Genomic DNA, 25,459 nt, shown 5'->3' on the forward strand with positions numbered 1-25,459 from the left:
CATCCTTTCCGCATCTGAGAGGTACGCCATGAACGACAAGACCCTGACACGGATGGACCTTGCCGAGGCCGTTTTCCGAGAAGTCGGGCTGTCCCGACATGAATCCGGCCAGCTTGTCGAATCTGTGCTGACCCATATCTCGGATGCTCTGGTGCGTGGCGAACAGGTCAAGATTTCCTCTTTCGGCACCTTCTCGCTGCGCGACAAGAACGAGCGTGTGGGTCGCAATCCCAAGACCGGGGAAGAAGTTCCCATCACGCCGCGCCGGGTGCTGAGCTTTCGGCCCTCGCATCTGATGAAGGACCGCGTGGCGGCCGGCAACAAGCGCTGACATGGCAAAGGCGGCGGCGGCATTCCGTTCCATTGGCGAGGTGTCGCAACTGGTCGGGGTCGCACCGCATGTGCTGCGCTATTGGGAGACGCAGTTTCCCTTGCTGTCGCCGGTGAAACGCCGCGACGGTCGGCGCTATTACCGCCCCGACGATGTGCGCCTTGCCGCCGGGCTGTGCGAGATCCTGCGCGAGGAAGGCATGTCGATCCGCGGCGCCAAGCAGCAGATGTCGGCCGACAAGGGCGCCGCGATCCGCGCCCGCGGCGCAGCGCGTCTGGGTGGCGATTTCGCGGTAGAAGCGCCGGAGCAGGCGCGGGAAGGGGCTGAGGATATGGTGAAGGTCTCGGCTGACCCGGTGCGCCCGTCCAAACCCGCAGAACCCGTCGCGTCCGAACCCGCGCGCCGCCGAAAGGAGGCCGACACCCAGCCCCTGCCGCTGTTCCCCGACGCCACCCCTGCCCCTCAGGCCTCCCCTTGCCTCGACTGGCTGCACCGCCTGCGTCAGCTGCGTCAGGAGTTGTCAGGCTTCGCCCCCACCGCGTCCTGCCGGCACGGTTTGGCCGCGATCCACCAGCGCCTGTGCCAGGCGCGGGCCTCGCTTGCTGCGTGATCCGGCAACTCTCCGACCCTTCTGAAAACCCGTCAGAAGTTTTTCGTGTCGGCCCCCGATTCCGCCCTTGTGTCCCTGTCGCGCTTCGCCCTATATGACCGGCGTCGGGCCGTGGCGCAGTCTGGTTAGCGCGTCCGTCTGGGGGACGGAAGGCCGCGAGTTCGAATCTCGCCGGCCCGACCATCACCGAAACGCCCACCCCTTTCGGGTGGGCGTTGGCATATGCGGAACCTGACATGAGCGGCAGCACCTCGTTTTCCGGCATCAGCGGCGTCCTGCCCGACAGCGCGCTGCGGCAGCTGGTCGAGACCGGCGCGATCGCCGCCGATGTCCCGATCCTCGACGCCCAGATCCAGCCCGCCAGCCTCGATCTGCGGCTGGGGACGCAGGCCTGGCGGCTGCGGGCCTCGTTCCTGCCGGGGCGCGGGCGCAGCGTCGAAAGCCGCCTGCCCGATTTCGAGATGCACCGGATGGACCTGACCGATGGCGCGGTGCTGGAACGCGGCTGCGTCTATCTGGTCCCGCTGATGGAGCGGCTGTCGCTGCCTGCGGGCCTGTCGGCAGTCGCCAACGCCAAATCCTCGACCGGGCGGCTGGACCTGCTGACCCGGCTCATCACCGATGGCGGGACCGAGTTCGACCGCTTGCCCGACGGCTATGACGGCCCGCTTTACGCCGAGATCTGCCCGCGCAGCTTTTCGGTACTGGTGCGGCCGGGGATGCGGCTGAACCAGCTTCGGCTGCGGGGCGAGCATGCGGTGCTGGACGATGACAGCCTGCGGGCGCTGCACGACGCCTCGCCCCTGGTCGAGGGGCCGGCGCTGATCGATCAGGGCCTGGGTTTTTCCGTTGATCTGCGGCCCGAGGGCGGCAGTCTGGTCGGCTTTCGCGCCAGACCGCATAGCGGCGTGATCGACCTCGACCGGATCGGCGCCTATGACCCGCGCGATTTCTGGGACGCGCTGCATGCCAGCGACGGGCGGCTGATCCTTGACCCCGGCGCCTTCTATATCCTCGTCAGCCGCGAGGCGGTGGCGATTCCCGGCGAATATGCGGCGGAAATGGCCCCCTATCTGGCGATGGTGGGCGAGTTCCGGGTGCATTATGCGGGGTTTTTCGATCCCGGCTTCGGGATCGGCCAACAGGGCAAGGGCGCGCGGGGCGTGCTCGAGGTGCGCTGCCACGAGGCGCCCTTCGCGCTGGAACACGGGCAGGTCGTCGGCCGGCTGGTCTATGAACGGATGAGCGCGCGGCCCCGGCGGCTTTACGGCCAGGACATCGCGTCGAATTATCAGGGCCAGCGGTTGAAGCTGGCCAAGCAGTTCAGCGAATACGCCGGGTGATGCGCGCCGCCTGACGGGCCCGCTTGACCATGTCGCGCGAGTTCTTCTGCGTCTTCTTGGCCTGCGCTCGCTCGGCCGGGGTCATGGAAGCGGGGTCCTTGCCGCGATTGGCGACGGTGTTGATGCCCTTGGCGATGCCGACCGCCATGGCCGCGCGCATCAGGCTGCGAATGATCCGGCGCCCGAACGGGCCGCCAAGCTGGTTAAGGTTCAAATCTCGTCCTCCTCTTCACCGAACAGATCGCCCGGACGGGCGCTGTCCCCCATATCGTCATCTTCGTCCGTCCGCGCAAGCGGCGCGCCCAGATCGGTTTGCGGGCGGCCGTCCAGCAGCCCTGCGGCGCGCAACTCGGCCAGACCGGGCAGATCGCGAGCGGTTTCCAGCCCGAAATGGTCCAGAAACGCATCGGTGACGATGAATGTCACCGGCCGCCCCGGCGTCATCCGGCGCCGCCCGATCCGCACCCATTCCAGCTCGATCAGCTGATCCAGCGTCCCGCGCGAAGTGCTGACGCCGCGGATCTCTTCGATCTCGGCGCGGGTGACGGGCTGGTGATAGGCGATGATCGCCAGCGTCTCGGTCGCCGCCCGCGACAGGCGACGGGTGTCGAGCGTCTCGGTCTGCATCAGAAAGCCCAGATCGGGCGCGGTGCGAAAGGCGAAGCCGTCGCCGACCCGCGTCAACTCGACCCCGCGCCCGGCATAGCGGCGGCGCAGACGGGCCACGGCCTCGGCCGCGTCGGCGCCATGCGGCAGCCGCTCGGCCAGATCGGACAGCGCGAGGGGCTGGGCCGAGGCGAACAGCATCGCCTCGACCATGCGTTCCTGCTGGTCGAGCGGCGGCGGGGGGAAGCTCGACGGCTCACTCATCTCTCGGGTCCGCTGTCGCGGCGGCGCAGGGTGATGGGGGCGAAGCTCTCGCTTTGGCGCAACTCGATCCGGCCCTGCCTTGCCAGTTCCAGCGAGGCCGCAAAGGTCGCCGCCAGCGCCGAGCGTTGCCGCGCCGGATCGCCCCAGCCTTCGGGCAGAAAGCTGGCCAGCGCGATCCAGTCGCCGGCAAAGCCGATCATCCCGCGCAGCTTTTCCAGCGCCTCCTCCATGGTGAAGATATCGCGGCGGTCAAAGGCAAAGGGCCGGAACTCGTCCCGCGTACGCAGCCGGGCATAAGCGCGCATCAGGTCGATCAGCCCGACGCGATAGGTCACGTTCCGCCGCCGCGCGATCTGTTCCGGCATCCCGCGCGCAAATCGCGTCAGCCCCAGCCGATCCCGCGCCATCAGCCGCGCCGAGGCGCCGCGCATCGCGTCCAGCCGTTCCAACTGGAACGCCAGATGCGCCGCCAGATCCTGCGCCGAGGGGCCGTCCTCGGCCGGGTCGGGGGGCAGCAGCAGCCGCGATTTCAGAAAGGCGAGCCAGGCGGCCATGACCAGATAATCCGCCGCCAGCTCGATCCGCAGCGCCCGCGCCTTGTCCACGAATTGCAGATATTGCTCGGCCAGTTGCAGGATGGAGATCTGCATCAGATCGACCTTTTGCACGCGGGCGAGGTTCAGCAGCAGATCGAGCGGGCCCTCGAACCCGTCCACATCGACGATCAGCGATTCGCCCGCCACACGCTCGGCCACGGCGCGCTGCGCGGCCTCGGGGATGGGGTCCGGAGCCGTCGCGCGGGTCCGGCGCGGCAGGGTCAGGGGGGTGACGTTGTCGGTCACGATGATCTTTCCGATGGTTTGCCGGGTGAAACAGGGTCGTCAGGCAGGGCGCGGCTGTCAAGCCTGCGGCCATTCCACCTGCCCGCCAAGGGCTCGATATTCGGCCAGCAGTTCCGCTGCGGGCACATCGTCGCCCGGATGCCGCAGCGACAGCGCCCGCGCGGCGCGAGAGGTGGCCTGAGGCACCAACGCACCGGCATTGGCGGCCACATCCTCCATCTCGGCCCGGTCGCCGTTGCAGTGCAGCACCAGATCGCAGCCGGCCGTAATCGCCGCCGTCGCCCGCTGCGCGATGGTCCCGTGCAAACCCTGCATCGACAGATCATCGGTCATCAGCAGCCCGTCAAAGCCGATCTCGTCCCGGATCAGCCCGATCACGCGGGGCGAGGCGGTGGCGGGCACATCGTCCAGCGCGGTAAAGCGGATATGCGCCGTCATCGCCAGCGGCAGATCGGCCAGCGCCCGGAACGGCGCGAAATCGGTGTCGCGCAGATCATCCAGCGTCGCCGTCACCTCGGGCGTCTCCAGATGGCTGTCGGCCTGCGCGCGGCCATGGCCTGGCATGTGCTTCATCACCGGCAGGACGCCCGCCGCCAGCATCCCGTCCGCCGCCGCGCGGCCATGGGCGATAACGCTGTCCGCGTCGCGGCCAAGGCAGCGGTTCTGCAGGAAAGGGTGGGTCATATCGCCGGCGATATCCAGCGTCGGCGCGCAATTGCTGTCGATGCCGAGGCCCCGCAGCTCGTGCCCGATCAGGCGATAACGCAGCAGCGTCGCGCGGGGGCCGTGGCCGGCATCGTCCAGCGGCGGTGCCCATTCGGCCCAGAATGGCGCGCGCAGTCGCTGCACCCGCCCGCCTTCCTGATCGACGGTGATCAGCGCCTCGCGCCCGACCGCCATGCGCAGCTCCTCGGTCAGCCGGCGAAGCTGGTCGGGGTCGGCGACATTGCGGGCGAAGAGGATAAAGCCCCAGGGGTCGGCCTCGCGGAAGAAATCCCGCTCGGCCGGGGTCAGCGCGGGCCCGGCCAGCCCGAAAATCGCCGCAAGCGTCATTGCTGGGTGGCGATGCAGTCCGCGCCTTCGGCCAGCAGCGCCGCACAGAAGCGCCGCGCATCGTCGCGCGATTCGAAGCCCGCGACGCGCAGGCGATAGAAGGTGCGGCCGTTCTTGACCGTGGTCTGGACCACCTGCGACTTGCCCGCGAACATCGACGAGAAGCGGTTCGAGATCCGGCCCCATTCGCTGTCCGCGATGCTGCCCGAATCGAAAGCGCCCAGTTGCACCACCGGCGCACCGGCGGGGACGCTGGCCCGCTGCGGCTCGGGTTCGGGTTCGGCCTCGGGTTCGGCGACGGCTTCGGCCACGGCGGCCTCGATCGCCGGGCGCTGCTCGGCCGCGGCAGGTGCCGCCGCAGGTGCGGCGGCGGCGCGGGCGGCGATGCTGGCCGGGCGCGGGGCCGGGCGCGGGCCGGTGGCGGCAGGGACCGGGGTCAGCGCGATCTCGGCATCGCTCAGCGTCGCCTCCATCGGGTTTTCACCGGCGGCGGCGGCCAGGTCCTCGGCGGTGACGATGCCAAGCGCGGCAAGGTCGGTGGGCTGCCCGTCCGGGCTGGCGGCGGTTTCGGCGTCGGTCATGGCGACGACCGGGGCCGCGGCCAGCGGCGGCGCAGGTTCGGCCGCAGGCGCGGCAAGCCCCGCCACATCGGCCAGCTCGCCCATTGCGATGTCATCCTCGGTCAGCGCGGTGGGCGCGGGGGCAATGGCGATTTCGGCATTGGGGGGCATGGCGACACCGGCGGCGACCTCGTTCACGGTCAGCCCGCCATTGCGCGCCAGCTCGCCGCCCGGCTCCTCGGGCGTGGTGCGCGATTCGCCCTCGACCGCGCGGATCACCGGCACGCCCGAGACGTCGCGCGCCACCAGCTTGTAGCCCCAGACCACCAGCCCGATCATCAGACCGACCGAGACGATGGCGCCCAGATATTTGGTGACCCGGCCCATGCGCGCGCCCAGGGTTTCGGGCTGCATGGGATCGGTCAGCCCGTCCTCGTCATACCAGCCGTAATCGTCGTCATAATCGTCCTGCGCACGGTGCTGATACGCATAGGCGCGGCCCTGCCGTGCCTCGGAATCGACGATACGGCCCGCGCCGAAATCGGTAACTGCCATAAGGTGCCTGCCTGCCGGTGTACCGGCTGTTGATTACTGCCCGAGACCGGCCAGAGCACTTTATGTCAGCGCATTTCCTTGGCCGGAGTCACGCCAAGAATAGCAAGCCCGGACGAAATGACAACGCCAACCGCACGAACCAGCGCGATTTTCGCCGCCGTGGCCGCAAGGTCGCCATCCTGCAGGAAGCGCAGCGACTGGTCGTCATTGCCGCGATTCCACAGCGCGTGCAGGCTGCCGGCCAGGTCATACAGGTAGAAGGCGACCCGGTGCGGCTCGTGCGCGGCGGCGGCGGCCTCGATCAGGCGCGGATATTCGGCCAGCTTTCCGGCCAAAGCGAGTTCGGCCGGGTGATCCAGCCGGTCCAGATCGGCCTGCGCCAGCGCCTGTTCCGAAAGGTCGATCCCCATCTCGGCCGCGCGGGCCATGACCGAATGGACGCGGGCGCTGGCATATTGGACATACCAGACGGGGTTGTCCTTTGACTGTTCCAGAACGCGGGCGAAATCGAAATCGAGCGCGGCGTCGTTCTTGCGGGTCAGCATGTGGAACCGCGTCACGTCGCGCCCGGCCTGTTCGACCACGTCGCGCAGCGTGACGAAGGTGCCGGCGCGCTTGGACATCTTGAACGGCTCGCCGTTCTTGAACAGCCGCACCAGCTGGATCAGCTTGACGTCCAGCGGCACTCGCCCGTTGGACAGCGCGCTGACGGCGGCCTGCATCCGCTTGACATAGCCGCCATGATCGGCGCCGAACACGTCGATCAGCTGGTCGAAGCCGCGGTCGATCTTGTCCCAGTGATAGGCGATGTCGGGCGCGAAATAGGTCCAGGCGCCGTCGGATTTCCGCACCGCCCGGTCCTGATCGTCGCCATGCGCGGTCGAGCGGAACAGCGTCTGTTCGCGCGCCTCCCAATCGTCGGGCAGCTTGCCCTTGGGCGGCTCCAGCACGCCTTCGTAAATCAGCCCGGCGCTGCGCAGCCGCTCGATCGCGGCCTCGATCCGGCCCGAGCCATACAGCGCCTTTTCGGACGAATAGACGTCCATCTGCACGTTCAGCAGCGCCAGATCGTCGCGGATCATGTCCATCATCGCGGCGGTGGCAAACTCGCGGACCTGCGGCAGCCAGTCCTCTTCCGGCTTGTCCAGCAGCGAATCGCCGTGGATCTCGCGCAGGGCCTGCCCGACCGGGATCAGGTAGTCGCCGGGATACAGCCCCTCGCGGATCTGGGCGGGCTGGCCATTGGCCTCGCGGTAACGCTCATAGGCCGAGCGGGCCAGCACATCGACCTGCGCGCCACCGTCGTTGATGTAGTATTCCCGCGTCACGTCGAAGCCCGCGAAATCCAGCAGGCTGGCCAGCGCATCGCCGAACACCGCGCCGCGGGTATGGCCGACATGCATCGGGCCGGTCGGGTTGGCGCTGACGAACTCGACATTGACGCGCACCCCCTGCCCCTGCGTCGAGCGGCCAAAGCCAGATGGGTCGCGCAGCGCCGCGCGCACCACCTCGTGCCAGGCCGAGGGCGCCAGCCGCAGATTGATAAAGCCCGGCCCCGCCACCTCGGCCGAGGTGATGCGCGCATCCTGCGCCAGCCGGTCGGCCAGCAGGGTCGCGATGTCGCGCGGCTTCATCGCGGCGGGACGCGCCAGCACCATCGCGGCATTGGTGGCCATGTCGCCATGGGCGGGGTCGCGCGGCGGCTCGACCGTGACGGCGCCAAGCTCCAACCCCCGGGGCAGCGCCCCTTCGGCAGCAAGAGCGTTCAGCGCATCCAGCACGACGCCGCGAATATCGGCAAAAAGGTTCATCATCGTCTTCCGCTTGTTCCTGCCTGCGATAGCCTCGGCAGGGTCCAAAGGTCAACGGCCCGCCTCAGCGCGAGGGCGCCTCGGCCGTCAGGTGGCGCAGCCCGTGGGTGACATCGGCGCGGATCGCCAGCCGCAGCCCCGGCTCGTCCCCCGCCTTCAGCGCGGCAAGGATCAGCCGGTGGTGACGCGGCGGCTCGTTGCGCTGCACCCGCCCATACAGCGCGCGCATCGTCGGCCCAAGCTGCAGCCAGACGGTTTCCAGGATCGCCAGCATCGCCGGGGCCTGCGCGCGCAGATACAGCGTGCGGTGAAACTCCAGATTGGTGCGGATATAGGCGGTCGCGTCGTGGCGCATCACCGCGTCGGCGATGTTGGCGTTGATCGCGCCCAGCCGGTCGATCAGCGCGAAATGGGCGCGCGGCAGGGCGCGGCTGGCCAGCTCTGGCTCGATCAGCGCGCGCAGGGCGGCCAGTTCCTCGATCCGCTCGACCGACAGCTCCGGCGTCGTGACCCGGCCCGAGGCAGACAGCGTCAGCGCCCCTTCCGCCGCCAGCCGGCGCACCGCCTCGCGCGCGGGGGTCATCGAGACGCCATATTCCGCCGCCAGCCCGCGCAGCGTCAGCGGCAGGCCGGGCGGCATCTCGCCCACCAGAATCCGCCCACGCAGATTGCGGTATAGCCGTTCATGTGCGGCAGGATCGGTTGAGCGCGTCGGGGTCATCGTCGCGATGTGCGGCCAATATCGGGCAGCGTCAAGGCTGCGCGTCGGGCGCGTCGCGAAAGCGCCATGCCATCAGCTCGGCCCCGTGTCGGCGCAGCCAGGCGCGGTGCGGGGCGTGGCCGGGCATCAACGCCTCGACCTGCGCCCAGAAGCGCGGCGAGTGGTCCATATGCGCCAGATGCGCGACCTCATGCGCGGCGACGTAATCCAGCACCGGCGGCGGCGCCATCGCCAGCCGCCACGAAAACATCAGCCGCCCCTCCGCCGTGCAGCTTCCCCAGCGAGAGCGGGTGTCGCGCAGCGCCAGCGCCGTGGGGCTGCGGCCCAGAACGGCGGCGTGGCGGTCGACCGAGACCCGCAGCGCCAGATGCGCCCGATGCCGCAGCCAGGCCTGAACCGTGGGCCCGGCGGGGCGGTTCTGCGGCACCGCCAGTATGTCGCCCTGCAGCGTCACCGCCTTGACCGGCAGCAGCCGCAGCGTGACCTCGACCCCCGCCACCGGCAGGCGCGCGCCCTCGGCCACGACCGAGGGCTGCGGCATCTGTGCGACGGTTCGCCGCAACCACCCTGCCTTCGAGGCCGCGAATTGCTGCCCCGCCCGCAGGCTGGCGCGCAGGGGCAGCGTCAGCAGCACCCGCCCGTCCGCACGCGAGACCCGCAGCGTCATCCGCCGCGCCCGCGCATGGCGCCGGACCAGCACGACAAATTCCTCGACCGCGATCTGTTCGTCCATCGTCACATTCGGTCCATGCGGGCGGAAAGTTCTTTACAGCCTGAAAGGCGTGTGGCAGGGCGTCCGCGATTCACCTAACCGCCGCGCAAGGAGATTACCATGCCCAAGGAAGAATGGGGCACGAAGCGCCTCTGCCCGCATTGCGGGACGCGTTTCTATGACCTTCAGAACGACCCGATGACCTGCCCGGCCTGCGAGGCCCAGTTCACGCTGGACAGCCTGACCAGCGGCCGCGGCCGCACCATCGCCGCCGAAAAGACCTCGAGCAAGGTGGTCGAGCCGAGCGACGATCTGGTCGATGACGAGTTGGAAGAAGACGACAGCGCCGAGCTGGACGACGACCTGCTGGACGATGACGACGACGACGCCGACGTCTCGCTGGACGAGATCGCCGACCGCACGACCGAAGACGAAGACTGATATCCGCTGCCGGACCGGAGGGCATCGCCTATCTGGTCCGGCGGTTCCGGCTGCGCGTGGCGACCGCTTGGTGCGGCGCTGGCGGCAGGCCGCCCGCCTCCCCACAACGCCGCTGGAACGGCAGCCCGAATGCTGCAGCGAACCCGCTTGCCTGCGCCTTGTTCGCGGCCCTCAGTCCCCACCGCACTGGCAAGGGGGGCTCTCCGAAACCTCGGCGAGATCAAGCCGTCAACCGGCTTTCCATGCCCGCGCGCCGGAAGATCGTCACCACCGCATTTTTCCGCTTGCACCCCCCCCGGACGCGCCCTATACGACGCCCCACAGCCGCAGCGCATGGCGCCGCAGCAGACCTCCGGTGGGGCCATAGCTCAGTTGGTAGAGCGCTTGAATGGCATTCAAGAGGTCAGGGGTTCGACTCCCCTTGGCTCCACCACTCAAATAATTTTTCGATTTGTTATCAACAACTTATAGCTGACATCCCGCAACATCACGCTGCTTCCAAGGTTTGCCGCAACAAATCCCGCAACATCGGTGGCTTGGCTGTCCCGCGGAGACGTTACATCATCCCCTGGTTCGAGTGCGCTTCAACCCGAGGGGCCTCATCCGGCGCAGGGGATTCGCATGAGCACGTTTCATTTCCCGGCTCTTTTTTGGAACTGCCCCAAGTCCGAAGAAATCGTTCTCGACGGCTTCTCCTTGGTCAGCCGGAGATGGGACGTGTCCATCTTTGATCTGTACTCGCTTGAAGTCGGCGGACACATGAGAGTTCCTGCCGGCTTAATGGACCTGTTCCTAAAGCACGTAAACCTTGAGATTTCGATAGAAGCCGCCGATCCTCGTGAAGCTTATGATCTCCTGGACATACTGCGTGCTGCCTTATATGCGGCTGGAATGTCGCCGACCATTGTACCGCTTGCAACAAGTCACTCGCTCAACGCTTATGCGGGCATTAACGCTCGATCTTCGCCGATCCGACATTCCAGCCTGCCGGACGATTTGTCAGAGGGCATAACAATTCACGAATCGAAGGTGAAAAGTTGGTCGAAGGAATTAACCTTCAGCTGCCTCAGGGGCGACAGCAACGAAACCAGAAATTGCCTGACCTCGGCGGTGTTCTCGAAGGCAGTCGAGGATGCGGCAGTGTGGAGAAGAATTGAAGAAAAGCATGCGCCTGCCCGGATTGTCCGCGGGGCAATGAACAAAGCTCCGCTAATGCCTGATATATCTTCTTCAATTCTTCATATCTGGCAGGCGCTTGAAAGTCTCTTCCGAGTTCAGTCCGAAATAACGCACAGAATATCGTTGCTGTTAGCGCAACTACTGTCGTCAACTGAATCCCGCGCCACGACCTACAGTGTCGCAAGAAAAAGCTATCGCGATCGGAGCAGGATCGCCCATGGTTCAGAATCGAAGCTTGAGCCAGAAAACTGGACGAGGGCGTGGTTGCTTCTTTGCAATGCTCACAAATCGATTCTATCTCGGGGCGGACTCCCCTCAGAAGATGATTTGATCAGAGAGCTTTTAGCATGAGCGAGGAACCTCATGTGGGGTCGTCTGGGCGCGTATTGAGCTAGCAAGAATCCCGCAACAAATCCCGCAACATTGTCTGGCGCTGCGGTTAGAATATCTAAATATTTTTCTTTCAAAACAAGGGTTTGTATTAAATTGCCCGTCGGACTGCAAACTCCTTGGCTCCACCAATTTGATTTTCAATTGATTTTCGTCGTGAGCGTGCAGCGACCCTTGCGGTTGCTCAGCCAAGATTGCTGGCGCCTAGAGCCGTCTCTGTCGCTCCTCCGGCCGCCGTGCTTCGACACCGCCTAGACGCTACCCCGCCTCGATCCTTGCCAGCACCTCCCGCGCCGTTGCCAGGTCGGCGGCCAGTTCGGCGCGGGCGGCGGGTTGGTCCGGCGTGGGCAGGCGCAGGATGCGGCTGGGGTGCCAGGTCAGCAGGACCGGGCCGCCGTCGGTGGCGGGCTCGATCCGGCCACGGCGGGGGGTCAGGGGGGCGGCGCTGCCGGTCAGCGCGAAGGCGGCCGAGGCGCCGAGCGCCACGGTCAGCTTTGGCCGCACCATCTCGCGTTCCAGATCCAGCCACCAGCGGCAATGGCTGATCTCGCCCCGCGTCGGGTTCTGGTGCAGGCGGCGCTTGCCGCGCGGGGTGAATTTGAAATGTTTCACCGCGTTGGTCAGCCAGGTGGGGCCGATCTCGGCGCGGGCCAGTTCCTCGCGCAGCAACTGCCCGGCGGGGCCGACAAAGGGGCGGCCTGACAGATCCTCGGCGTCGCCCGGCGCCTCGCCCACGATCATCAGGGGCGCATCGGGCGGACCTTCGCCCCACACGGTCTGGGTCGCGGCCTCGCACAGTCCGCAGCGGCGGCAGGCGGCGGCCTGATGCTGCGCCTCTGCCAGTGTCTGCGGGCGCTGTAAGTCCATCTGCGGCGCCTGCCGGTTAAGGATGCGCTGCGCCCGCGCCGGCGTGTCGGTGGGCATGGCGGCGCGCATGGCGGCGACGCGCGCATCGGCGCCGGCCAGCATCTCGGGGATCAGCCGCGTTTCGGGCAGGTTCGACCAGTATTTCCGCGGCATTTCCGACTGCATCGCCTTTACCGCCAGCCGCGCGGGGTTGAAGATATTGGCGAAATAGGTGCCCCACAGCGCCTCGGAGGCGTCCTCGGGCAGGTCGGGCCGGGGCGCGGGCGGGTGAAAGGTCAGCCTGCCATCGAAGCGCGCGACACCCTGCGGCGTCGCGATCATCCAGTCCATATCGGCGAAGCGTTTTGCGAAAAACGGCGTCGCGGCTTCGAGAATCGCGTGCTCGGGCTCGAACCAGGCGCCAAAGCTGCGGCGCGGGCCAGCGGCAGGCAGCTCGCGAAAGCGGACGAAGGCGTGCATCTTGTGGATCTCGCGCCGGACCGGCTTGGCCAGTTCCTCGAGCCTGCGGGTCAGCGGGTCGGCGGGGTTGAATAGCGCGCGCAGGTCGCGCTGGTGCCGGTGAAGCGCCTGATACAGCCATGACGGCGCCTGCGGGTCGCGGTGGCAGAGCACCGTCTCGACCAGCCGCTGAAAGGATGCGGGCGCGGTCACGCGCGCCGGTCCGTCGCGTTCGGGCAAGGGATCGCCGCCGCCGAACAGATCCGCCGCCGCGTCGCGCGACCAGATCACCGATTCGGGCGGCGTGTCATGGCTGGCCAGCAGCCGTGCCGCATCGCGCCAGATCTGCACGAACCCCAGCGGCGGCAGCGTGACGCGGATCATCAGAACAGGGACAGCTGCTCGGGCGGCGGCGCGAACTTGTCGCGCAGCGCCTGGCTGTCGGTCAGCGCGCCGGGCCGCCAGTCCGGCAGCACGACAAAGGGCGCGGCCTTGCCCATCAGCGCCCCGATCCGCAGCAGATCGCCGTACCGCACCGGTCCAGAGCGGCGGGCAGCGAGGATGCGGGTGACCGTGCGCGTGCCAAAGCCGGGGATGCGCAGCAGCATCTCTCGCGAGGCCTTGTTCACATCGACCGGGAACTGAGCGCGGTTGGCCAGCGCCCATGCCAGCTTGGGATCGAGCGTCAGATCGAGATTGCCCGAGGGCGCGACGCCGGCGATTTCCTCGACCTCGAAGCCATAAAACCGCATCAGCCAGTCAGCCTGATACAGCCGATGCTCGCGCATCAATGGCGGCTTGATCAGCGGCAGCGCGGTCGAGGCGTCGGGGATCGGCGAAAAGGCGGAATAATACACCCGCTTCAGATCATAGCCGCTATAGAGCCGCGCCGAGGTGGTCAGGATATCGCGATCCGAGGCCGCATCCGCTCCCACGATCATCTGCGTCGATTGCCCGGCCGGGGCGAATCGCGCGGAGCGCTTGCCGGTATGGCTGCGCTCTCGGCTGGCCTCGCGCGACAGGCGGACGCCGGCCATGGCGGCGCGGATGGTTTCGGGCTTTTTCTGGGGCGCCAGCTTGCGGGTGCTGGCATCCTGCGGCAGCTCGATATTGACTGACAAGCGGTCGGCGAACAGCCCCGCCTGCTCGATCAATTCGGCCGAGGCCTCGGGGATGGTCTTGAGGTGGATATACCCCTTGAAGCCGTGGTCGATCCGCAGCATCCGCGCGATCCGCACCATGTCGGCCATGGTGTCGTCGGGGCTGCGGATGATGCCCGAGGACAGGAACAACCCCTCGATATAATTGCGGCGATAGAATTCCAGCGTCAGGCTGACGACTTCCTCGGGCGAGAACCGCGCCCGCTCGACGCCTGACGAGACGCGGTTGATGCAATAGGCGCAGTCATAGATGCAGAAATTCGTCATCAGGATCTTCAGCAGGCTGACGCATCGCCCGTCGGGCGTGTAGGCGTGGCAGATGCCCGACCCGCCCGCGCTGCCGATCCCGCCGGCGCGCGAATCGCGCCGCGTGGTGCCGGACGACGCGCAAGAGGCGTCGTATTTCGCCGCATCGGCCAGAATGGCCAGCTTGTCCTGAAGGCTGCGTTTCATCCGAACAAAGATAGAACGCAAGGCGCGGTTGCACAAGCCCGAATGAAAGCCGCCGGCCCCGGATGGCGGGACCGGCGCAGGCGTTACAGCACGACCATGTCGCGCGGCATGTCCGAGAAGATCTCGGGGCCGTCCTCGCGCAGGATGACGATTTCCTCGAGCCGCACACCGAAGCGGCCGGACAGATAGATCCCCGGTTCGATGGAAAAGACGTTGCCGGCCTGCAGCACCGCGTCGGAACTGGCGGCGATATAAGGCGGCTCGTGGATATCCAGCCCCAGCCCGTGGCCGGTTCGGTGCAGGAAATTGTCGCCGTATCCGGCATCGGCGATGGTCTGGCGGGCGGCGCGGTCGACCTCGGCCGCCGGGACGCCGGGTTTGGCGGCCTTCAGCGCCGCCTGCACCGCGCTTTCGACGACGGCGAAGACGCGGCGGTATTCCTCGTCCGGGGTGCCGAAAAAGCCGCTGCGCGTCATGTCGGACGGATAGCCGTCGACCCGACAGCCGGTGTCGATCATCACCGCCATGTCGCGCGCCAGCCGCGTGGTGCCGGAACTGTGATGCGGAAAGGCGCTGTTAGGCCCGAAACAGACCGAGCAGAAGACCGGCGCCGCGCCCTGCCGTTCGTATTCGGCGGCAATCAGCGCCTGCACCTCAAGCTCTGTCATGCCCTCACGCAGCGCGGCGAAGGCCTTGCGGACGGCCTGATCGTTCACCCGATGCGCGGATTTGATCGCGGCGGCCTCGCCTGCATCCTTGACGGCGCGCAGCGCGGCCAGGGTATCGCCGGTGAAGCGGCGGCTTGGGCTGTCCATCGCGTCCAGCAGAAGCAGCGCGAAATCGGCGCGCATGGTCTCGTCCAGAACCACCGACAGGCCGGGGCGGCGGGCGTCGCAATCCTCCAGCAGCGCCGACAGCGCGGCATCCGGGCCTTCATCGTCGCGCCAGCAGCGGAAGGGCAGATCGGTCGCCTTGCGCGCCGCATCGGCGTTCAGCGAGGGCATCAGGAAGCCGGCGCGATCGGCGCTGATCAGCAGCAGCACCGGGCGTTCGTCGCCGTGAGGATGGACGCCGGTCGTCCACAGCATATGGCTGGACGGCCCAAGCGCCACCAGATCGGTGCCGGTCGAGGCCATGCGGGCGCGCAGGCTGGCAAGGCGGGTTTCGGTCAGGGGAAAAGCGGACATCGGCGGCCTTCATTGCGGTAACGGGAATGGAAACGGGCCGCCCGGATGCGGCGGCCCGAGGGGCTGATCACTCTTTCTCGACCAGACGGTAATAGACAAAGTCGGAGGTCGCGCCGTTCACATAGCCGGTCACCCCCTTGTCCATCGCCACCTGATAAGCGGCCTGGAACATGATGATGATGGGCGAATCTTCCTGCACCTTGCGCTGCAGGTCGCGATACATCTCCTCACGCTTGGCGGGGTCGGTTTCGGACAGGGCGGCCATGGTCTCGGCGTTCATCTCGTCCGGGACGGCCCAGGCGTTGCGCCATGTCGTCGTCGCGGCATAGTTCTCGTCCGAGTTGTCGGGGTTATAGGCGAAGGCCTTGGCGTTGGAATGGGGGTCCATGAAATCGGGGCCCCAATACAGCAGCATCGCCTGATGGCTGCGCTCGCGGTATTTGGTGATGACCTGGCTGCCGGTGCCGGGCAGGATCTCGAAATTGATCCCGGCCTCGGCAAAACCCGCCTGAAGCGACTGCGCCATATCGGTGAAGGGGGCCGAGTTGATGACGTCCAGCGTCACCGTGATCGGCGTTTCCACACCCGCATCGGCGAGGATCTGCTTGGCCTTTTCCGGGTCATGGGTAAACGGCGTCTCGTCATAGGAACCGGGGAAGCCCTGCGGCCAGAAGGCCTGATGCACCTTCATCTGCCCCTTGACGATGCTGTCGGCCATGCCTTCGTAATTCACCAGATAGCGCGCGGCCTGCCACACCGCCGGGTCGGTCAGGCTGTCGGTTTTCTGATTGAAGGACAGGAAGTGGACGGCGGCCTGGGGATAGGTCTCGACCTTGATCTCATCGCTGTTCATCGAGGCGATCTGGTCCGGGGTCAGGTTTCGCGCCAGGTCGATATCGCCTTTTTCCAGCAGCAATTGCTGGGTCGCGGCCTCGGCCACATGGCGGATGATGACGCTGTCGATGGCCGGCGCGCCCTTGAAATAATCCTTGTTCGCCGACATGCGGACCATCTGCGCTGGCGTATAGCGGTCGAGCACAAAGGGGCCGGACCCGGCCGCGTTCTCGTTCAGCCAGGCATTGCCCATGTCGCCGTCCTGCTCATGCTCCTTGACCACGACGCTGTCGACGATCGAGGCCGGGCGCGAGGCCAGCACGTTCAGCACGAAGGACGGCGAGAAGTCGCCCTCGTATTTCACCGTCACCTGCCCGTCCTGCCCGGTCACCATCTGATCGACATTCTCGGGCGTCCAGCCAAGCTGGGTCAGGATGAAGGCCGGGGTCAGGTTCAGCTTGACCACGCGGGCCAGCGAATAGACCACGTCATCCGCCGTCACCGGATTGCCCGAGGCGAATTTCGCCCCGTCGCGCAGGGTGAAGGTGATGGTCCGCGCATCGGCATCGACCTGCCAGTCCGAGGCAAGCCCGCCGGCCAGCACGGTCACATCCTCGGCATCATACTGCACCAGCCGGTCATAGAGGTTGGTCACGATCTCGCCCGAGGTGAACTCATAGGCCTGCGCCGGGTCGATGGCCACGATGTCGTCGATGTTCTGCGCGACGACCAGCACGCCGTCGGGCGTCTCGGCCAGCGCGGCGGGCGCGCTCAGGGGCAGCGCAAGCGCGCTTGCCAGCAGGGCGGAAGTCAGGTGTTTCATGGTCTCTCTCCTCGTTGGATGGGGGGGCCGGTGCCGTCAGTCGTCGCGGGCGCGGGTCTTGCTGCGCGCGGTCTGGCGCGGGGCACGCGGGGTCATTTCGGGGATCGCGGCGGCACCGCGCGGGGTCAGCACGGTCAGCGTGCCGGTCCACAGGATGCGCGCCGGGCGGTCGGTCGGGTTGCGCCAGGCATGGGGGGTGTCGCCGCTGTAATGCAGCGCGTCGCCCTGCCGCATGTGGAACGCCTGCCCGCCCAGTTCCTGCACGATCTCGCCGTCGAGCAGATAGATGATCTCTTCACCCTCATGCTGGACAAGTTCGGATTCGTAACCCGGCGGCACGGTCAGGATATAGCTGGACAGCTCGGCCCCCGGAAAACCGGCGGCGAGGTCTTCATAACCCAGCGCGGAATGGGGCAGCGAGAATGTCGGCCGCTGATCTGCGCGGGTCAGCCCGTCGGCCGGTTTGGGGGCCGAGACGAAATAATCCAGCCCCACCCCCAGCGCATCGGCGATCTGCGCCAGCGTGCCCAGCGTAGGGGTGGCATTGTCACGCTCGACCTGGCTCAGATAGCCGACCGAGACCCCCGACGCGGCCGAGACCGCCTGCAGCGTCAGCCGCATCTGCTTGCGCCGCTTTCGGATCGCGGGGCCAAGACGCGGCTCGGCCCGCGCGGCATCCGGCTGGGGCCGGGTCTGCGGCTGTTCGTCGTTCATCGCAACCGCCCTCCCCCTCGCTTGCCGCGACAGGCCCGCGCGGCCCGTCTGCCGGAACGCTACTAAGAAAATATTGGCAACGCAAAAATTATTTTTTGTAATTCCTGAAAATTGCTCTATCACCGCAGGCAGCATTCACGAGGAGGCGCGAATGGCTGCTTTTCTGCAGGGACGACCCCGTTGGCGGCAGACGGTCGGCTCGGTCACCGAATTCGCGGTGCTGACGCTGCTGACATTCATCGGCCTTCTGGCGATCACCTTCTTCATCGGGCGCGTCATTCCCATTGACCCGGTGCTGGCGGTGGTCGGCGACCGCGCCACGACCGAGCAATACGAGGCCGCGCGCAGCGCCATGGGCCTTGACCGGCCGCTGATCGTGCAGTTCGGCAGCTATGTGACCGACGTGTTCCGGGGCGATCTGGGCCGGTCGGTGACGACTAACCGTTCCGTCGCGCAGGATCTGGCGGTGGTGTTTCCGGCGACGCTGGAAATGGCGACGCTGGGAATCCTGATCGGCGTGGGCTTGGGCGTGCCGCTGGGGGTCTGGGCGGCCGCGCGGCAGGGGCAATGGGTCGATCAGGTGATCCGGGTCGTGGCCCTGCTGGGCTATTCGGTGCCGGCCTTCTGGCTGGGGCTGGTCGGGCTGGCGGTGTTTTATGCCGGTCTCGGCTGGGTCGCGGGGCCGGGGCGTGTGGATATCTTCTATGACGGGCTGGTGCCGGCGCGGACCGGGCTGATGCTGGTCGACGCCACCCTCGCCCGCGACTGGGACGTTCTGCGCAACGCCGTCGATCACCTGATCCTGCCGGCCGCGATCCTTGGCTTCTTTGCGCTGGCCTACATCGCGAGGATGACGCGCAGCTTCATGCTGGACCAGTTGGCGCAGGAATATGTCACCACCGCCCGCGTCAAGGGCGTGGCCGAGTGGCGGGTGATCTGGGTCCACGCCTTTCGCCCCATCCGCGTGCAGCTGATCACCGTGATCGGGCTGTCCTATGCGGCGCTGCTGGAAGGCTCGGTGATGATCGAGACCGTGTTCAGCTGGCCCGGCATCGGCAACTACCTGACGCAGGCGCTGCTGAACGCCGACATGAACTCTGTTCTTGGGGCCACGCTGGTCATCGGCGCCGTGTTCATCCTGATCAACCGCCTGTCGGACGTGCTGTATCGCGTGCTCGACCCGCGCAGCCGCTAGGACAAAGGGGGCCAAGATGATCCTGACGAAACGCTGGCTGCTGGACGAAAGCCCGGCCTCGCGGCTGCAGGCGAGCATGGGGCGGCTGTATCGGATGTGGGTGGCGCTGCTGCGCAATCCGCTGGCGGTGCTTGGCGGGGTGATCCTGCTGGTGCTGCTGCTGACCGCGGCCTTTGCGCCCTGGATCGCGCCCTACAGCCCCTATGGCCAGAACCTCGGCCAGCGGTTGCTGCCGCCCTCGGGCCTGCACTGGATGGGCACGGACGAGCTGGGCCGCGATATCTTCAGCCGCGTGGTCTATGGCTCGCGGATCACGCTGATGATCGTGGCGCTTGTCGCGGTGATCTCGGCCCCGCTGGGGCTGCTGATCGGCGCGATCTCGGGCTATTTCGGCGGTTGGGTGGACAAGGTGCTGATGGGCGTGACCGATGTGTTCCTGTCCATGCCCAAGCTGATCCTGGCGCTGGCCTTTGTCGCGGCGCTTGGACCGGGGATCGAGAACGCGGTCATCGCCATCGCCATCACCGCCTGGCCCGCCTATGCCCGCATCGCCCGGGCCGAGACGCTGACCTTCCGCAATTCCGAATTCATCATGGCGACGCGGCTGCTGGGGGCGTCCGACCTGCGGGTGATCGTGGGCCATGTGCTGCCGCTGTGCAGTTCCTCCATGATCGTGCGGGTGACGCTGGACATGGCAGGCATCATCCTGACCGCCGCCGGGCTGGGATTCCTGGGTCTGGGCGCGCAGCCGCCGCTGCCGGAATGGGGGGCGATGATCTCGCGCGGGCGGACGTTCATCCTTGACCAATGGTGGGTGGCGACGATGCCGGGCTTTGCCATCATCCTCGTCTCGCTGGGCTTCTGCTTTCTGGGCGACGGGCTGCGCGACGTTCTGGACCCCAAGCAGGGGGGCAAGTCATGACCGCGCCCCTGCTGGAGATCGAGAACCTGCGCGTCAGCTTTCCGACCAACAAGGGCCGCGTGGACGTGGTGCGCGGCCTGTCGCTGACCCTGGGCCGCGAGCGTCTGGGGATTGTCGGCGAAAGCGGCTCGGGCAAGTCGATGACCGGCCGCGCCATCCTGCGCCTGATCCGGCGTCCGGGCCACCAGCAGGCCGACCGGCTGATCTTCGACGGCATCGACCTGCAGGCGCAGTCCGAACGCGCCATGCGCCGGCTGCGCGGGGCGCGGATCTCGATGATCATGCAGGACCCGAAATTCTCGCTGAACCCGGTGATGACCGTCGGCGCCCAGATCGCCGAGGCGCTTGTCACGCACGAGAACCTGCCCCGCAGCGACCTGCGCGCGCGGGTGATCGAGATGCTGCATTCGGTCCGCATCAACGAGCCGGAGCGGGTGACGGCGCTTTATCCGCACGAGGTCTCGGGCGGGATGGGCCAGCGGATCATGATCGCCATGATGCTGATTCCGCGCCCCGACCTGCTGATCGCGGACGAGCCGACCTCGGCGCTGGATGTCTCGGTGCAGGCGCAGGTGCTGGACCTGATCGACGAACAGGTGCGCGACAAGGGCATGGGGCTGATCCTGATCAGCCACGACCTGAACCTTGTGGCGCGCTATTGCGACCGCATTCTGGTGATGCATGCGGGCGAGGTGGTGGAAAGCTGCGTCGCCTCGGAACTGCACAAGGCGCGCCATCCCTATACACGCGGGCTGCTGGCGGCGGTGCCGCGGATGCGCGAGACCCGCGACGAATTGCCGGTGCTGGACCGCAGCGCATGGGGTGGAACATGAACGCGATCACGCTGACCGATCTGAACATCGCCTATGGCGCCTCGCGCGTCGTCCATGACGTCACGCTGTCCGTGGCCGAGGGCGAGAGCTTTGCTCTTGTCGGGGAAAGCGGGTCGGGAAAATCGACCATCCTCAAGGCTATCGCCGGCCTCGCCCCCGATTGGACGGGCGAGATCACGGTGCTGGGCCAGCCCTGCGGCAAACGCCCGGACCGGGCCTTTGCGCGGCGCTGCCAGATGGTGTTTCAGGACCCCTATGGCTCGCTGCATCCGCGCAAGACCGTCGATGCGGTCCTGTCCGAGCCGCTGATCATCCACGGCATCGGCAACCGCGACCGCCGCGTGGCCGAGATCCTGTCCGCCGTCGGCCTCGACCAGCGCTTCCGCTTCCGCTTTCCGCACCAGCTTTCCGGCGGGCAGCGGCAGCGCGTCGCCATCGCGCGAGCGCTGATGCTGGAACCCAAGGTGATGCTGCTGGACGAGCCGACCTCGGCGCTGGATGTCTCGGTGCAGGCGGAAATCCTGAACCTTCTCAAGCGGCTGCGGCGCGAACAGGGGCTGACCTATCTGATGGTCACCCACAACCTGCCGGTGGTGGGTTTCATGTGCGAGCGCATGGCCGTGATGAACAAGGGCCGCATCGTCGAGATCGCGCCCGCCACCGCGCTGCATGACGGCAGCTTCAACCACCCCTATTCGCAGGCGCTTTATGCGGCCTCGGTCGGGGCCGATCACGACAAGGAAATCGCATGACCCAAGACCCGCGCCATATTTTCGAGGCCGCACTGGCCTCCGCCGAGACGCCCACGCAGGCGTTCGACGCGCTGTGCACCCTGACCAAGGCCACGGTCGGCGCCAAACTGTTCACCGTGATGACGGCGGATATGGAACGGATGGAGTCGCGCCGCGCCTATACCGACGACGCCGCGAACTATCCCACCTCGGGCACCAAGACGATCCAGATGAACCGCTGGTTCGAGCAGGTTCACGGCCGCCACGAGGCTTTCGTCGCCAACACGCTGGCCGAGATCGACACCGTCTTTCCCGATGCCGAGCTGATCGGCCGCCTTGGCTGCGGGTCGGTGGTGAACCTGCCGATCATCCTTGCCGGCAAAATGGTGGCCACGGTCAACATTCTGCACGAGGAAGGCTATTACACCCCCGCCCGCGTGGCGCAGGTCCACGACCTGCTGACCCTGCCCGCGCTGGCGGCGCTGGCGGTGGCACGGGTGCTTGAAGCGGATAGCTGAAGGCGCGTGACTGGTTTCTGCTGGCGATCCCGGGACGACTCGAACGCCCAACCTGCCGATTAGAAGTCGGCCGCTCTATCCAGTTGAGCTACGGGACCGCGCCCGCATTGAATGCGCGAAACGCCGGCCGGATGCAAGCAACGGGCGGCGAGAAATCGGCTAGAGCTCGCAGGTCATGAAGACGCTGTTTGGGTCCGGGCCATAGCCCTGAAACGGACCACATTCGACGAAGCCCGCGCGCTGATACAGGGCGCGGGCGGCGATGAAGGTGGGCTGGATGCCGGTTTCCAGACTGACGCGGCGATAGCCCCGGTCGCGGGCGGCGTCCAGCAACGCGGTCAGCATGGCGCGCGACAGGCCCCGGCCGCGATCCTCGGCCAGCACATGCATCGACTTGATCTCGGCATGGGTCGCGTCGATCCGCTTCAACGCCCCCATCGCCACCGGCCGGCCCGCATCGCGCATGACGAAGAACCCGATATCGGGCGCGACGAGGTCCGAGCGATCCAGCATGTGGATCGATTCGGGCGGCGTGTCGGCGTGCATGTCCTGCGTGTGGCGCTGAAACAGCAGGTCCAGATCCGCCGCCAGCGGGCTTTCCGGCGCGATCTTCAGCGCGTCGGGCGACGTGGTCTTCGATTCGTGCTGCGTCATGTGAACCGCGCGGCGTTCAATGCGTCCAAGGCGCCACGCGGTCGGTCGCGAAATTCTCGCCATAGCCGCGCGGGCGGATGTTCAGCGAGCGCTTGTGCGAGGGCTGGATGACGTAATCCAACCCGTTCTCGCGGGCATAGGCCTCGGCGTCGGCGCGGGTGTCGAAGCGCATGCGGACCTGGCTTTGGGTGTCTTCGGAACTGGTCCAGCCCATCAGCGGGTCGATGTCGCGCGGCTCGGCCTGCGGGAATTCCAGAAACCAGTGCCGCGTCCGTGCGGTTCCCGATTGCATGGCGTTGCGGGCGGGCTGATAGATGCGGACGCGCATGGCTGGCTTTCCCAATATTGGCTCTGGCCATGTTATCGGCCATGTGCGCCACGGGATCAAGTGGCGCGCCCACGTCACGCTGTCACACCGCCCGGCCCTTGCAACGGCTGTCTGAATCGCCATTTAGGGAACCGGAACAAAGGTAAAACCATGGGTCACAACAATACCAACGCGCCCCTGCCCCGCTTTGCCGAGGTGACGCGGCCAAAGCTCGAGGGCGGGCGGCGCTTTGTGATGAAGTCGGATTTCGAACCCGCGGGCGACCAGCCGACGGCCATTGCCGAGCTGACGGCGGGCATCACGGCGGGCGACCGCGATCAGGTGCTGCTGGGCGCCACCGGCACCGGCAAGACCTTCACCATGGCCAAGGTGATCGAGGAAACGCAGCGCCCGGCCATCATCCTCGCCCCCAACAAGACGCTGGCGGCGCAGCTTTACGGCGAGTTCAAGGGGTTCTTCCCCGACAACGCGGTCGAATATTTCGTCAGCTATTACGACTATTACCAGCCCGAGGCTTATGTCGCCCGCTCGGACACCTATATCGAGAAGGAATCGCAGATCAACGAGGCCATCGACCGGATGCGCCACTCGGCAACGCGGGCGCTGCTGGAACGCGACGATGTGATCATCGTGGCCTCGGTATCCTGCATCTATGGCATCGGCTCGGTCGAGACCTATTCGGCGATGACGCAGGACATGATCGTGGGGCAGAACTACGATCAGCGCGAATTCATCGGCCAGCTTGTCGCCCAGCAATACCGGCGGCTGGACGCGGCGTTCCAGCGCGGCGGGTTCCGCGTGCGCGGCGACGTGGTCGAGGTCTGGCCCGCCCACCTCGAGGACCGGGCTTGGCGCTTCGACTTCTTTGGACCGGAACTGGAAAAGATCACCGAGTTCGATCCGCTGACCGGCGCCAAGACCGATGATTTCAAGCAGATCCGCATCTACGCCAACAGCCACTATGTGACGCCTCGTCCAACTTTGCGTCAGGCTATCAAGGGGATAAAGGAAGAACTTCGCGTGCGGCTGATCCAGCTGAATGACGAAGGCAAGCTGCTCGAGGCGCAGCGGCTGGAACAGCGGACGAATTTCGACCTCGAAATGCTCGAGGCGACCGGCGTCTGCAACGGGATCGAGAACTATTCCCGCTATCTGACCGGCCGCGCGCCCGGCGAGCCGCCGCCGACGCTGTTCGAATTCATTCCCGACAATGCCATCGTCTTTGCCGACGAATCGCATGTCAGCGTGCCGCAGATCGGCGGCATGTATCGCGGCGACTACCGGCGCAAGTTCACGCTGGCAGAGCACGGCTTCCGGCTGCCCTCCTGCATGGACAACCGCCCGCTGAAGTTCGAGGAATGGGACGCGATGCGGACCCAGTCGGTCTTTGTCTCGGCCACGCCGAAAGAGTGGGAGCTGGACCAGACCGGCGGCGTCTTTGTCGAACAGGTAATCCGTCCCACCGGCCTTCTGGACCCGCAGGTCGAGATCCGCCCGGTCGAGATGCAGGTCGACGATCTGCTGGACGAGATCCGGCGGGTGAACGCGCAGGGCTATCGGACGCTGGTGACCACCCTGACCAAGCGCATGGCCGAGGATCTGACCGAATATCTGCACGAGCAGGGCATCAAGGTGCGCTACATGCACTCGGACATCGACACCATCGAGCGGATCGAGATCCTCCGCGACCTGCGGCTGGGTGCGTTCGATGTTCTGATCGGAATCAACCTGTTGCGGGAAGGACTTGATATTCCCGAATGCGGGCTGGTGGCGATTCTGGATGCCGACAAGGAAGGTTTCCTGCGCTCGGAAACCTCGCTGATCCAGACCATCGGGCGGGCGGCGCGGAACGCGGACGGGCGGGTGATCCTGTATGCCGACCGCATGACCGGCAGCATGGAACGCGCGCTGGCCGAGACCGACCGCCGCCGGGCCAAGCAGATGGCCTATAACGAGGAACACGGCATCACCCCGCAGACGGTGCGCAAGAATGTCGATGATGTGCTGGCCGGGCTGTGGCAGGGCGACACGGATCAGGCGCGTATTACGACGCGCGTCGAAAAGCCGCTGATCGGCGCCAATCTGGCCGCCCATCTGGACGCGCTGCGGGCCGGGATGCGCAAGGCCGCCGAGAACCTGGAATTCGAGGAAGCCGCCCGGCTGCGCGACGAGGTCAAGCGGCTCGAGGCGGTGGAACTGGCCGTGGCCGACGATCCGCTGGCGCGGCAGGCCGCGGTGGAAGCGGCGGCCGAGGCCGCGGTCGGGGCCTCTGGCCGGTCCAGCGCCGGGCGCGCGGGCCAGCGCGGCGGCAACAAGCGGTCCAAGCGGCGGCGCTGAGGCGCGGACGGGAAACGAAAGAGGGCGGCCAGAACGGCCGCCCTTGT

At 66.8% G+C, this 25,459-nt stretch carries 26 protein-coding genes and 3 tRNA genes; 13 read left to right on the forward strand and 16 right to left on the reverse strand.

Features of this window, described 5'->3' with window-relative positions; translation table 11 throughout:
* The first annotated feature begins 28 nt into the window (after positions 1-28).
* The 4 genes from ihfA (at position 29) to CYR75_RS07715 (ending at position 2,284) form a co-directional block, all read left to right on the forward strand.
* On the forward strand, positions 29-331 hold the full coding sequence (ihfA, locus tag CYR75_RS07700) for an integration host factor subunit alpha (protein WP_101499515.1): 303 nt from the start codon (positions 29-31) through the stop codon (positions 329-331).
* Between the two features lies 1 nt (position 332).
* Positions 333-941 (forward strand): MerR family transcriptional regulator, encoded by a 609-nt coding sequence (locus tag CYR75_RS07705; protein ID WP_101499516.1) that lies wholly within the window; start codon positions 333-335, stop codon positions 939-941.
* A gap of 105 nt (positions 942-1,046) precedes the next feature.
* A tRNA-Pro gene (locus CYR75_RS07710) sits at positions 1,047-1,124 on the forward strand.
* 53 nt (positions 1,125-1,177) lie between these two features.
* Positions 1,178-2,284, forward strand: a complete 1,107-nt coding sequence (locus CYR75_RS07715) for a 2'-deoxycytidine 5'-triphosphate deaminase (protein WP_225972640.1) — start codon at positions 1,178-1,180, stop codon at positions 2,282-2,284.
* On the opposite strand, the gene CYR75_RS07720 is transcribed toward CYR75_RS07715, so the two are convergent.
* The 8 genes from CYR75_RS07720 to CYR75_RS07755 form a co-directional block, all read right to left on the reverse strand.
* A complete protein-coding gene (locus tag CYR75_RS07720) occupies positions 2,265-2,498 on the reverse strand; it encodes a hypothetical protein (RefSeq protein WP_225972641.1) in 234 nt (77 codons plus the stop codon). The two genes, CYR75_RS07715 and CYR75_RS07720, sit on opposite strands and share 20 nt — an antisense overlap.
* Entirely contained in the window at positions 2,495-3,154 is a 660-nt protein-coding gene (gene scpB / locus CYR75_RS07725; protein WP_101499517.1) for an SMC-Scp complex subunit ScpB, read from the reverse strand. The genes CYR75_RS07720 and scpB overlap by 4 nt, the downstream gene beginning before the upstream one ends.
* The gene (locus CYR75_RS07730; protein ID WP_101500942.1) at positions 3,151-3,933 is read right to left on the reverse strand and encodes a segregation and condensation protein A; all 783 of its coding nucleotides are present in this window, start codon (positions 3,931-3,933) and stop codon (positions 3,151-3,153) included. Before CYR75_RS07730 ends, scpB begins: the two co-directional genes overlap by 4 nt.
* A gap of 120 nt (positions 3,934-4,053) precedes the next feature.
* Positions 4,054-5,049 (reverse strand): beta-N-acetylhexosaminidase, encoded by a 996-nt coding sequence (gene nagZ, locus CYR75_RS07735; RefSeq protein WP_101499518.1) that lies wholly within the window; start codon positions 5,047-5,049, stop codon positions 4,054-4,056.
* The gene (locus tag CYR75_RS07740) at positions 5,046-6,164 is read right to left on the reverse strand and encodes an SPOR domain-containing protein (protein ID WP_101499519.1); all 1,119 of its coding nucleotides are present in this window, start codon (positions 6,162-6,164) and stop codon (positions 5,046-5,048) included. The genes nagZ and CYR75_RS07740 overlap by 4 nt, the downstream gene beginning before the upstream one ends.
* Before the next feature lie 65 nt (positions 6,165-6,229).
* Positions 6,230-7,975: an arginine--tRNA ligase gene (argS, locus tag CYR75_RS07745; protein ID WP_101500943.1), complete on the reverse strand. Its 1,746-nt coding sequence runs from the start codon at positions 7,973-7,975 to the stop codon at positions 6,230-6,232.
* Between the two features lie 64 nt (positions 7,976-8,039).
* Positions 8,040-8,696: a GntR family transcriptional regulator gene (locus tag CYR75_RS07750; RefSeq protein WP_101499520.1), complete on the reverse strand. Its 657-nt coding sequence runs from the start codon at positions 8,694-8,696 to the stop codon at positions 8,040-8,042.
* Positions 8,697-8,727: 31 nt separating this feature from the next.
* Positions 8,728-9,429: a M48 family metallopeptidase gene (locus tag CYR75_RS07755; protein WP_101499521.1), complete on the reverse strand. Its 702-nt coding sequence runs from the start codon at positions 9,427-9,429 to the stop codon at positions 8,728-8,730.
* Positions 9,430-9,528: 99 nt separating this feature from the next.
* On the opposite strand from CYR75_RS07755, the gene CYR75_RS07760 reads away from it, so the two are divergent.
* The 3 genes from CYR75_RS07760 to CYR75_RS07770 all read left to right on the forward strand — a co-directional run bounded on the left by CYR75_RS07760 (position 9,529) and on the right by CYR75_RS07770 (position 11,379).
* Complete coding sequence (locus CYR75_RS07760; RefSeq protein WP_101499522.1) at positions 9,529-9,849, forward strand: FYDLN acid domain-containing protein; 321 nt, start codon at positions 9,529-9,531, stop codon at positions 9,847-9,849.
* A 357-nt stretch (positions 9,850-10,206) separates the two neighbouring features.
* Positions 10,207-10,282, forward strand: a tRNA-Ala gene (locus CYR75_RS07765).
* 188 nt (positions 10,283-10,470) lie between these two features.
* The gene (locus CYR75_RS07770) at positions 10,471-11,379 is read left to right on the forward strand and encodes a HEPN domain-containing protein (RefSeq protein WP_225972642.1); all 909 of its coding nucleotides are present in this window, start codon (positions 10,471-10,473) and stop codon (positions 11,377-11,379) included.
* Positions 11,380-11,676: 297 nt separating this feature from the next.
* On the opposite strand, the gene CYR75_RS07775 is transcribed toward CYR75_RS07770, so the two are convergent.
* The 5 genes from CYR75_RS07775 to CYR75_RS07795 all read right to left on the reverse strand — a co-directional run bounded on the left by CYR75_RS07775 (position 11,677) and on the right by CYR75_RS07795 (position 17,894).
* Positions 11,677-13,107, reverse strand: a complete 1,431-nt coding sequence (locus CYR75_RS07775) for a UdgX family uracil-DNA binding protein (protein ID WP_101499523.1) — start codon at positions 13,105-13,107, stop codon at positions 11,677-11,679.
* Entirely contained in the window at positions 13,107-14,336 is a 1,230-nt protein-coding gene (locus tag CYR75_RS07780; protein WP_101499524.1) for a putative DNA modification/repair radical SAM protein, read from the reverse strand. The genes CYR75_RS07775 and CYR75_RS07780 overlap by 1 nt, the downstream gene beginning before the upstream one ends.
* An 83-nt stretch (positions 14,337-14,419) precedes the next feature.
* Complete coding sequence (locus CYR75_RS07785) at positions 14,420-15,523, reverse strand: M24 family metallopeptidase (RefSeq protein WP_101499525.1); 1,104 nt, start codon at positions 15,521-15,523, stop codon at positions 14,420-14,422.
* A 67-nt stretch (positions 15,524-15,590) separates the two neighbouring features.
* Positions 15,591-17,180: an ABC transporter substrate-binding protein gene (locus CYR75_RS07790; protein WP_101499526.1), complete on the reverse strand. Its 1,590-nt coding sequence runs from the start codon at positions 17,178-17,180 to the stop codon at positions 15,591-15,593.
* Between the two features lie 36 nt (positions 17,181-17,216).
* A complete protein-coding gene (locus CYR75_RS07795) occupies positions 17,217-17,894 on the reverse strand; it encodes a helix-turn-helix domain-containing protein (protein ID WP_101499527.1) in 678 nt (225 codons plus the stop codon).
* Between the two features lie 151 nt (positions 17,895-18,045).
* Here CYR75_RS07795 and CYR75_RS07800 point away from each other — a divergent pair, with 151 nt between their 5' ends.
* From CYR75_RS07800 to CYR75_RS07820, 5 genes are read left to right on the forward strand one after another with little or no spacing between them, the layout of a single operon-like run.
* Complete coding sequence (locus CYR75_RS07800; RefSeq protein WP_192876642.1) at positions 18,046-19,089, forward strand: ABC transporter permease; 1,044 nt, start codon at positions 18,046-18,048, stop codon at positions 19,087-19,089.
* A gap of 16 nt (positions 19,090-19,105) precedes the next feature.
* On the forward strand, positions 19,106-20,011 hold the full coding sequence (locus tag CYR75_RS07805; protein WP_101499529.1) for an ABC transporter permease: 906 nt from the start codon (positions 19,106-19,108) through the stop codon (positions 20,009-20,011).
* On the forward strand, positions 20,008-20,844 hold the full coding sequence (locus CYR75_RS07810) for an ABC transporter ATP-binding protein (RefSeq protein ID WP_101499530.1): 837 nt from the start codon (positions 20,008-20,010) through the stop codon (positions 20,842-20,844). Before CYR75_RS07805 ends, CYR75_RS07810 begins: the two co-directional genes overlap by 4 nt.
* Positions 20,841-21,596 carry an ABC transporter ATP-binding protein gene (locus tag CYR75_RS07815; protein WP_101499531.1) on the forward strand — a complete coding sequence of 252 codons (756 nt, stop codon included), beginning with the start codon at positions 20,841-20,843 and terminating at the stop codon, positions 21,594-21,596. The genes CYR75_RS07810 and CYR75_RS07815 overlap by 4 nt, the downstream gene beginning before the upstream one ends.
* Positions 21,593-22,093: a GAF domain-containing protein gene (locus tag CYR75_RS07820; RefSeq protein ID WP_101499532.1), complete on the forward strand. Its 501-nt coding sequence runs from the start codon at positions 21,593-21,595 to the stop codon at positions 22,091-22,093. The genes CYR75_RS07815 and CYR75_RS07820 overlap by 4 nt, the downstream gene beginning before the upstream one ends.
* Positions 22,094-22,114: 21 nt before the next feature.
* Here CYR75_RS07820 and CYR75_RS07825 read toward each other — a convergent pair.
* The 3 genes from CYR75_RS07825 to CYR75_RS07835 form a co-directional block, all read right to left on the reverse strand.
* Positions 22,115-22,191, reverse strand: a tRNA-Arg gene (locus CYR75_RS07825).
* A gap of 61 nt (positions 22,192-22,252) precedes the next feature.
* The gene (locus CYR75_RS07830; protein WP_101499533.1) at positions 22,253-22,747 is read right to left on the reverse strand and encodes a GNAT family N-acetyltransferase; all 495 of its coding nucleotides are present in this window, start codon (positions 22,745-22,747) and stop codon (positions 22,253-22,255) included.
* A gap of 16 nt (positions 22,748-22,763) precedes the next feature.
* Entirely contained in the window at positions 22,764-23,075 is a 312-nt protein-coding gene (locus tag CYR75_RS07835; protein WP_101499534.1) for an ETC complex I subunit, read from the reverse strand.
* Between the two features lie 150 nt (positions 23,076-23,225).
* Here CYR75_RS07835 and uvrB point away from each other — a divergent pair, with 150 nt between their 5' ends.
* Positions 23,226-25,412, forward strand: a complete 2,187-nt coding sequence (gene uvrB, locus CYR75_RS07840; protein WP_101499535.1) for an excinuclease ABC subunit UvrB — start codon at positions 23,226-23,228, stop codon at positions 25,410-25,412.
* Positions 25,413-25,459: the final 47 nt, after the last annotated feature.

It is taken from the genome of Paracoccus jeotgali (assembly GCF_002865605.1).
Taxonomy (GTDB): domain Bacteria; phylum Pseudomonadota; class Alphaproteobacteria; order Rhodobacterales; family Rhodobacteraceae; genus Paracoccus; species Paracoccus jeotgali.

What these genes read in the sequence shown, in the direction of transcription:
- ihfA (WP_101499515.1), top strand. Translation starts at nt 29, where the DNA reads ATGAACGACAAGACCCTGACACGGATGGACCTTGCCGAGGCCGTTTTC.
- CYR75_RS07705 (WP_101499516.1), top strand. Translation starts at nt 333, where the DNA reads ATGGCAAAGGCGGCGGCGGCATTCCGTTCCATTGGCGAGGTGTCGCAA.
- CYR75_RS07715 (WP_225972640.1), top strand. Translation starts at nt 1,178, where the DNA reads ATGAGCGGCAGCACCTCGTTTTCCGGCATCAGCGGCGTCCTGCCCGAC.
- scpB (WP_101499517.1), bottom strand. Translation starts at nt 3,154, where the DNA reads ATGAGTGAGCCGTCGAGCTTCCCCCCGCCGCCGCTCGACCAGCAGGAA.
- nagZ (WP_101499518.1), bottom strand. Translation starts at nt 5,049, where the DNA reads ATGACGCTTGCGGCGATTTTCGGGCTGGCCGGGCCCGCGCTGACCCCG.
- CYR75_RS07740 (WP_101499519.1), bottom strand. Translation starts at nt 6,164, where the DNA reads ATGGCAGTTACCGATTTCGGCGCGGGCCGTATCGTCGATTCCGAGGCA.
- argS (WP_101500943.1), bottom strand. Translation starts at nt 7,975, where the DNA reads ATGAACCTTTTTGCCGATATTCGCGGCGTCGTGCTGGATGCGCTGAAC.
- CYR75_RS07750 (WP_101499520.1), bottom strand. Translation starts at nt 8,696, where the DNA reads ATGACCCCGACGCGCTCAACCGATCCTGCCGCACATGAACGGCTATAC.
- CYR75_RS07755 (WP_101499521.1), bottom strand. Translation starts at nt 9,429, where the DNA reads ATGGACGAACAGATCGCGGTCGAGGAATTTGTCGTGCTGGTCCGGCGC.
- CYR75_RS07760 (WP_101499522.1), top strand. Translation starts at nt 9,529, where the DNA reads ATGCCCAAGGAAGAATGGGGCACGAAGCGCCTCTGCCCGCATTGCGGG.
- CYR75_RS07770 (WP_225972642.1), top strand. Translation starts at nt 10,471, where the DNA reads ATGAGCACGTTTCATTTCCCGGCTCTTTTTTGGAACTGCCCCAAGTCC.
- CYR75_RS07775 (WP_101499523.1), bottom strand. Translation starts at nt 13,107, where the DNA reads ATGATCCGCGTCACGCTGCCGCCGCTGGGGTTCGTGCAGATCTGGCGC.
- CYR75_RS07780 (WP_101499524.1), bottom strand. Translation starts at nt 14,336, where the DNA reads ATGAAACGCAGCCTTCAGGACAAGCTGGCCATTCTGGCCGATGCGGCG.
- CYR75_RS07785 (WP_101499525.1), bottom strand. Translation starts at nt 15,523, where the DNA reads ATGTCCGCTTTTCCCCTGACCGAAACCCGCCTTGCCAGCCTGCGCGCC.
- CYR75_RS07790 (WP_101499526.1), bottom strand. Translation starts at nt 17,180, where the DNA reads ATGAAACACCTGACTTCCGCCCTGCTGGCAAGCGCGCTTGCGCTGCCC.
- CYR75_RS07795 (WP_101499527.1), bottom strand. Translation starts at nt 17,894, where the DNA reads ATGAACGACGAACAGCCGCAGACCCGGCCCCAGCCGGATGCCGCGCGG.
- CYR75_RS07800 (WP_192876642.1), top strand. Translation starts at nt 18,046, where the DNA reads ATGGCTGCTTTTCTGCAGGGACGACCCCGTTGGCGGCAGACGGTCGGC.
- CYR75_RS07805 (WP_101499529.1), top strand. Translation starts at nt 19,106, where the DNA reads ATGATCCTGACGAAACGCTGGCTGCTGGACGAAAGCCCGGCCTCGCGG.
- CYR75_RS07810 (WP_101499530.1), top strand. Translation starts at nt 20,008, where the DNA reads ATGACCGCGCCCCTGCTGGAGATCGAGAACCTGCGCGTCAGCTTTCCG.
- CYR75_RS07815 (WP_101499531.1), top strand. Translation starts at nt 20,841, where the DNA reads ATGAACGCGATCACGCTGACCGATCTGAACATCGCCTATGGCGCCTCG.
- CYR75_RS07820 (WP_101499532.1), top strand. Translation starts at nt 21,593, where the DNA reads ATGACCCAAGACCCGCGCCATATTTTCGAGGCCGCACTGGCCTCCGCC.
- CYR75_RS07830 (WP_101499533.1), bottom strand. Translation starts at nt 22,747, where the DNA reads ATGACGCAGCACGAATCGAAGACCACGTCGCCCGACGCGCTGAAGATC.
- CYR75_RS07835 (WP_101499534.1), bottom strand. Translation starts at nt 23,075, where the DNA reads ATGCGCGTCCGCATCTATCAGCCCGCCCGCAACGCCATGCAATCGGGA.
- uvrB (WP_101499535.1), top strand. Translation starts at nt 23,226, where the DNA reads ATGGGTCACAACAATACCAACGCGCCCCTGCCCCGCTTTGCCGAGGTG.